Source organism: Acidimicrobiia bacterium (assembly GCA_041394025.1).
GTDB lineage: Bacteria > Actinomycetota > Acidimicrobiia > IMCC26256 > JAOSJL01 > JAOSJL01.
This window is the reverse complement of record JAWKJA010000006.1, coordinates 1-5,049: the sequence shown is the minus strand read 5'-3', so window position 1 is coordinate 5,049 and position 5,049 is coordinate 1. Positions and strand designations below refer to the sequence as shown.

7 protein-coding genes are annotated in these 5,049 nt (G+C 68.0%); 4 read left to right on the top strand and 3 right to left on the bottom strand.

Translation table 11 applies throughout. The features are described from left to right. Nucleotides 1-269 precede the first annotated feature (269 nt). Together R3A49_14435 and R3A49_14430 are read right to left on the bottom strand one after the other, a co-directional pair. Nucleotides 270-860, bottom strand: coding sequence for a GNAT family N-acetyltransferase (locus R3A49_14435; GenBank protein ID MEZ5171919.1), 591 nt, complete (start codon nucleotides 858-860; stop codon nucleotides 270-272). Between the two features lie 380 nt (nucleotides 861-1,240). Further along, nucleotides 1,241-1,999, bottom strand: coding sequence for a shikimate kinase (locus R3A49_14430; GenBank protein ID MEZ5171918.1), 759 nt, complete (start codon nucleotides 1,997-1,999; stop codon nucleotides 1,241-1,243). Between R3A49_14430 and R3A49_14425 the strand changes: the two genes are divergently transcribed. Then, nucleotides 1,950-2,591: a hypothetical protein gene (locus tag R3A49_14425; GenBank protein MEZ5171917.1), complete on the top strand. Its 642-nt coding sequence runs from the start codon at nucleotides 1,950-1,952 to the stop codon at nucleotides 2,589-2,591. The two genes, R3A49_14430 and R3A49_14425, sit on opposite strands and share 50 nt — an antisense overlap. Before the next feature lie 40 nt (nucleotides 2,592-2,631). Then, nucleotides 2,632-3,402 (top strand): NAD-dependent deacylase, encoded by a 771-nt coding sequence (locus R3A49_14420; GenBank protein ID MEZ5171916.1) that lies wholly within the window; start codon nucleotides 2,632-2,634, stop codon nucleotides 3,400-3,402. A gap of 23 nt (nucleotides 3,403-3,425) precedes the next feature. Here the strand turns inward: R3A49_14420 and R3A49_14415 are convergent, their stop codons facing one another. After that, nucleotides 3,426-3,845, bottom strand: coding sequence for a GtrA family protein (locus tag R3A49_14415; protein ID MEZ5171915.1), 420 nt, complete (start codon nucleotides 3,843-3,845; stop codon nucleotides 3,426-3,428). Between the two features lie 94 nt (nucleotides 3,846-3,939). Here R3A49_14415 and R3A49_14410 point away from each other — a divergent pair, with 94 nt between their 5' ends. After that, nucleotides 3,940-4,692, top strand: a complete 753-nt coding sequence (locus tag R3A49_14410) for a DUF4190 domain-containing protein (GenBank protein ID MEZ5171914.1) — start codon at nucleotides 3,940-3,942, stop codon at nucleotides 4,690-4,692. A 160-nt stretch (nucleotides 4,693-4,852) separates the two neighbouring features. Continuing rightward, a partial coding sequence (locus R3A49_14405; protein MEZ5171913.1) for a hypothetical protein occupies nucleotides 4,853-5,049 on the top strand: 197 nt, incomplete at its 3' end.

Sequence of the window (5,049 nt, the reverse complement as noted above, 5' to 3'; positions counted from 1 at the left end):
CACTGCCGTGGAGCTGCGCCTGCTCGGGGAAGGCGGCGGCGTCTGGCATGCCATCGGCGAAGATCCGTCGTGGGCATTGAACGCGGGTGCTCACGACGATCCTGCGGCCGCTCTCACGACCGACGCTGACGCAACATGGCAATGGTTCACTCGGCATCCCGCATCTGAACAACCCGAGATCACAGGAGACGTCGTCCTGGCGAGCGCAGCGACGACCGCAACCGCGATCATCAACAGAGCGCCCTCCTTGCCGGCTCTTCAAGCCCGTTCTAGCGGAACGCCGCCGGCGTTCCGAAGCGGTACATCAGGACGTCGCCCGCGGGTTCATAGCCGAGAGCCCGATAGATCGCATTGGACGTCGGATTCGAGAGCTGTGTGTAGAGGATGCACTCGGCGTCGTCGTTGTCGCGCACCCATTGGGAGGCAGCGGCGACACAGGCGCTGCCGTACCCTCGCCGCCGAAGCGACAGCGGCGTGTAGACGGGGCCGAGCCGCGCGACACCCGCTGTGGGACGGCTGATTCCGACCGTCGCAACGGGTTCTGGATCGCACCAGACGAATGCTCTCCCGCCCACCAACGACTCGTCGACGGCGGACGCAGGGTCAGAATCGCCGGGCTGGCCAACGTCGTTCTCGAAGGCAATCCGGTACGCGATCAACGTGTCGCGGTCCGCATTGGTTGCCTGGCGGAAACTGCCTGAGACCATCGAGGGTGGGTGAAGTTCGTCCAACCGGTAGATCCGCTGCGCCTCAGCGGGCACGACCGACACTCGGGTCCTTTCACCCCAGCGAGCAGCGAACGCAGCGGCCGAGGTCGCCTCTCCTGCGACACCGACCAGGTCGGGCGTGGTCTCGCCCATGAGGTCAGCGATCGCTTCGACGCAGGATGGCGGAAGAGGTGTGATCGCCGAATGGAAATCGAGGGGCGACAGGAGCGCGAAACCCCTGATCGCCTCGTCCAAGCTCACCCACCAGTATCGACCGGGCGCAGGTTTCGCGATTCGGCGCTCGAGAACCGTGAGAATCACGTTGTGATCGATGGGCCGAGCTGCCAGAAACTCCCCACACACCTCGAGGGCTTCCGCCGGATCCGTCGTCATGTGGGCTTCGGTGGGCATGCTTCGTCAAGTGTCGCCCACGAGCTTCGAGCGCTGAGCCGAATATCGAGCAGCAACAAGACGGCGGCGACGCCGAGATCGCGCCTTCGGTCGCGGCAAACAAGTCCAGCTCGGGGGTGCTCTCAGATCCGGGCCGATCGAGTGATGAAGTCGCCGACCTCTCCCTGAGAACGCAGTCGGATGAACTCGATGTGGGCGTTCTCCGGCGAACGCATGGCCGCGCCGTATTGCACCTGGTACTCGCCGTGCTTGATCCAGGCCCAGCGAATGAGGCTCCGGTTCGGGTCCATTCTGAGGTGGTCCGCGAGGGACTCACGGTTCCCCGCCCAGAGCCGCTCGCGAGTGACCACACGCCGCGTCGTGCGTCGGATGATCCTCCACATGACCACCGGGCGGGGAAGGTCCAGCCAAACCACGGTGTCGGCTCGGGCCCAGACGAGATCCTGCACGGCCGGGTAGTTGCCATCCACAACCCAGCGATCGGGGGTCATCGCCTCGAGCGCCCGTCGTCGGAACTCCTCAGCCGGAAGTTCGCCCCAGTCGGGCTGATGGAAGATCGCGTCGAGCTCGACGAACGGCGCGTCGAGACTCCCGGCCAGCCGCCGACCGACGGTCGTCTTTCCCGAACCCGGCACTCCGACAACAGAGACCCGGCGCATGGCGCAGAGCGTGTCATGCGCGAACGGCGGCGTCCCCGCTGGAGCCACTTGACACAATCTGTCGTGGTCTGTCATGGTGCAGTCCGTCACTTCCCCCACGGAGCGCCCGGACCACCGGGTGCCGCGCCACAGGCAACGCGCGGCGTCGTGCTGCGCCGAAGGGGGAACAGCCATGACCACCATCACGATCCAGCCGTGGCCCGACAAGGTGATCGACGTCATCGGCCACGATCCGCGCTCGCACTACGTCGAGAAGTTCTGGCTCCCGACGCTGGGACCCACGAGCCTCCTGCTGCTGCGCCACCTCGCCACGCGATTCGACCAGTCGCCCGAGGGCATCGAGATCCGACTGGCCTCCACTTCGCAGGCCCTGGGTGTCGGCGCGCGCGAGGGCGCCAGCTCCCCGCTCGTGCGCAGCCTCACCCGCCTCGCCCAGTTCGACCTCGCCTGCGACGACGGGCGCGGGACCGTCGCCGTGCGTCGCAACGTCCCACCGGTCAACCGACGGCACCTCAAGCGGCTGCCGGCCGACCTGCGCGCCGAGCTGGCTCAGTGGAACGAGGTCGGCGACGACAACGCCACACTCGCCTCCGCACGCAAGCGGGCACGACGGGTCGCCTTCACGCTCCTCGAGCAGGGCGACGACCCGGGGCGTGTCGAGCGCGTCCTCTTTTCAACGGGATTCCACCCGTCGATCTGCCACGACGCCGCTCAGTGGGCCTACGAGCGTCACACGGAGGCGCAGGCCGAGGCCGATGCAGCCGATGCGGCGACAGCGCCTGACACGTTGGGTGTCCCCGACGCCGCGGCATAGCCGTCGCCGCCACCGTGGCGCCTTGGCTACCGTCGGGGGAATGGACATCACGCCTTCCGAGGAGCTCGCCCGCGAGATCGCAGCCTTGGTCCGCGAGGCCGGGCAGGTCGTCGCTCTCACGGGTGCGGGTATCTCCACCGAGTCGGGCATCCCCGACTTCCGAGGGCCGAACGGGCTGTGGACGAAGAACCCCGACGCCGAGAAGATGGCCGACATCTCCTACTACATGGCTGATCCCGACATCCGCCGGAAGGCCTGGCGGCACCGGATCGAGAGCGGCATGTGGAAGGCCGAGCCCAACGCCGGTCACCGGGCGCTTGCCGATCTCGAACGCCGGGGGAAGCTCCACACGCTCGTGACGCAGAACGTCGACGGGCTCCACCAGGCCGCCGGGAACTCACCGGAGGCGGTCGTCGAGATCCACGGCACCGTCCACGAGGTGAAGTGCATGGGCTGCGGCACGCACTCACCCATGCAGCCGACCCTCGATCGCGTCGAGTCCGGTGACGACGACCCGACCTGCCTCGACTGCGGCGGCATCCTCAAGTCGGCCACGATCTCCTTCGGCGAGGCGCTCGTCCCCGACGTTCTCCGGCGCTCGCAGGACGCCGCGGAGTCGGCCGACGTCGTGCTCGCCCTCGGCTCGTCGCTCACGGTGTACCCCGCCGCCGGGCTCCCCGAGATCGGCGTGCGGAACGGGGCCGCCCTCGTCGTCGCCAACGCCGAGCCCACGCCGTTCGATGCCGTGGCCACCGTCGTGTCACGCGACCCGCTCGGCGAGATCCTCCCCGCGGTCGTCGCAGCCCTCTGAGGGCAGATGATCGAGGCGTCCCGTCAGGGCGCCGGGTCCGTGGATCGGGCGGGGCCTTCGATGACACGCCGGGCGAAGAGGAAACGCACCACCGAGAACGCCACGACATTGATGAGCTGCGCGGCGACGAAGTAGACCCCGGCGGCCACCATGATCACGTACGCCAGCCAGTCGAACGCCCGGACGACCGACACACCGGCGAGAAAGGTGACGTACTGCGCCCGCAGCGACGCGTGGAGCGTCGAAGCCTCGAAGACGAACCGGCGGGCCAGGAAGAAGTTGATCGTCACCTGCACCCACAGCACCAGGGGGTAGGCGAGCCATGCCGGAAGCGGTGTCCGCTCCACCAGCACGATGTTGAGCCCGATCGCCAGTACGAAGGCCGGAAGACCGGCCAGCATGAAGACGCCGAAGCGCTTCAGCCTGGTCAGTGGAGAAGGCACCACAGGAGTCTCACGCATCGATGCACCTGACCTCCATCTGGCCTTCCAGGGGTAGAATGCCGCGTTTGGGCAGGACGTGCTGCCGGAGGCGTGTATGACGACTCAGGGACCGATCGTCGGAGGACTGCCACAGCCGCCGCCCGGTGCAGTGGGCTGGTGGCAGGCGAGCGACACCCTCTGGTATCCGCCCGAGTCGCGCTCCCCGCACGCTACGAACAGCCGCGCGAGTAGCGCACTCGTGCTGGGGGTCGTCGGGATCGTGCTGCCGAACTTCGGATTCGCACTCGGTCCGCCCGCCATCGTTCTCGGTGTCACGGGCTACCGACGGACGACCGAGGACCCGGCACTACCGGGGCGTACCAAGGCGATTGTGGGCTCGATTCTGGGTGGGCTCGCCACCGTGATCGGTCTGGCGTTCTGCGTCGCCGTCGTCTGGATCTTCGCCACCGACACCGACGAGTCCAGTGACGACGCGTCCGCCACGCACGACCAAACGGCGCAGGCCGTCGACAGACCGCCGTCCCCCAGAGGCCACAAAGTGGACTACTCACACACCGTCGACTGCATTCCGGGCGACGATGGCTTCGCGCGCGTGGAGGGAACCCTCACCAACAACGGCGATGACCGCCGCAGCTTCGACATCGAACTCGAGGTCGGCTCCGTGGACGGACGTCGCACCTTCCCGTCCGCGCAGGTCGACGACGTGGCACCAGGCGAGACGGTGGAATGGGCGACCACGAGCAGCGCGTTGATGGAGGAGGTGCCCAACGCCGACCCGAATGCCGGGGTCGTCGCGCGACCGACGTGTCGAGTTGCCGACGTGAGGGAGCGCTCCGTGACGCCTTGATCGCCCGGGGTCACTCCTCCCGGGAGGCGGCCACGGCCGCGCTCGAGGCGGCTTCGTTGGGTAGCTCCGCCGCAATCGGCTCCGCGTCGCCCTGACCCTCGTCCGGCATCGAGGGTAGATTGTCTTGTTTGACCACAGCCTGTACCCCGAGGAGGCGTGGATGGCGACTCAGGGGCCGACCGCTGGGGGAAGGCCACAGCCCCCACCCGGTGCGATGGGTTGGTGGCAGGCGAGCGACACCCTCTGGTACCCGCCGGAGTCGCGTCCGTCGGCACCGCAGCCGGTCCCGCCGCCCCGCAAGAACGGACTCGCCACCGCTGCCCTCGTGGTGGGGATCGTCGGGATCGTGTTGGGGTA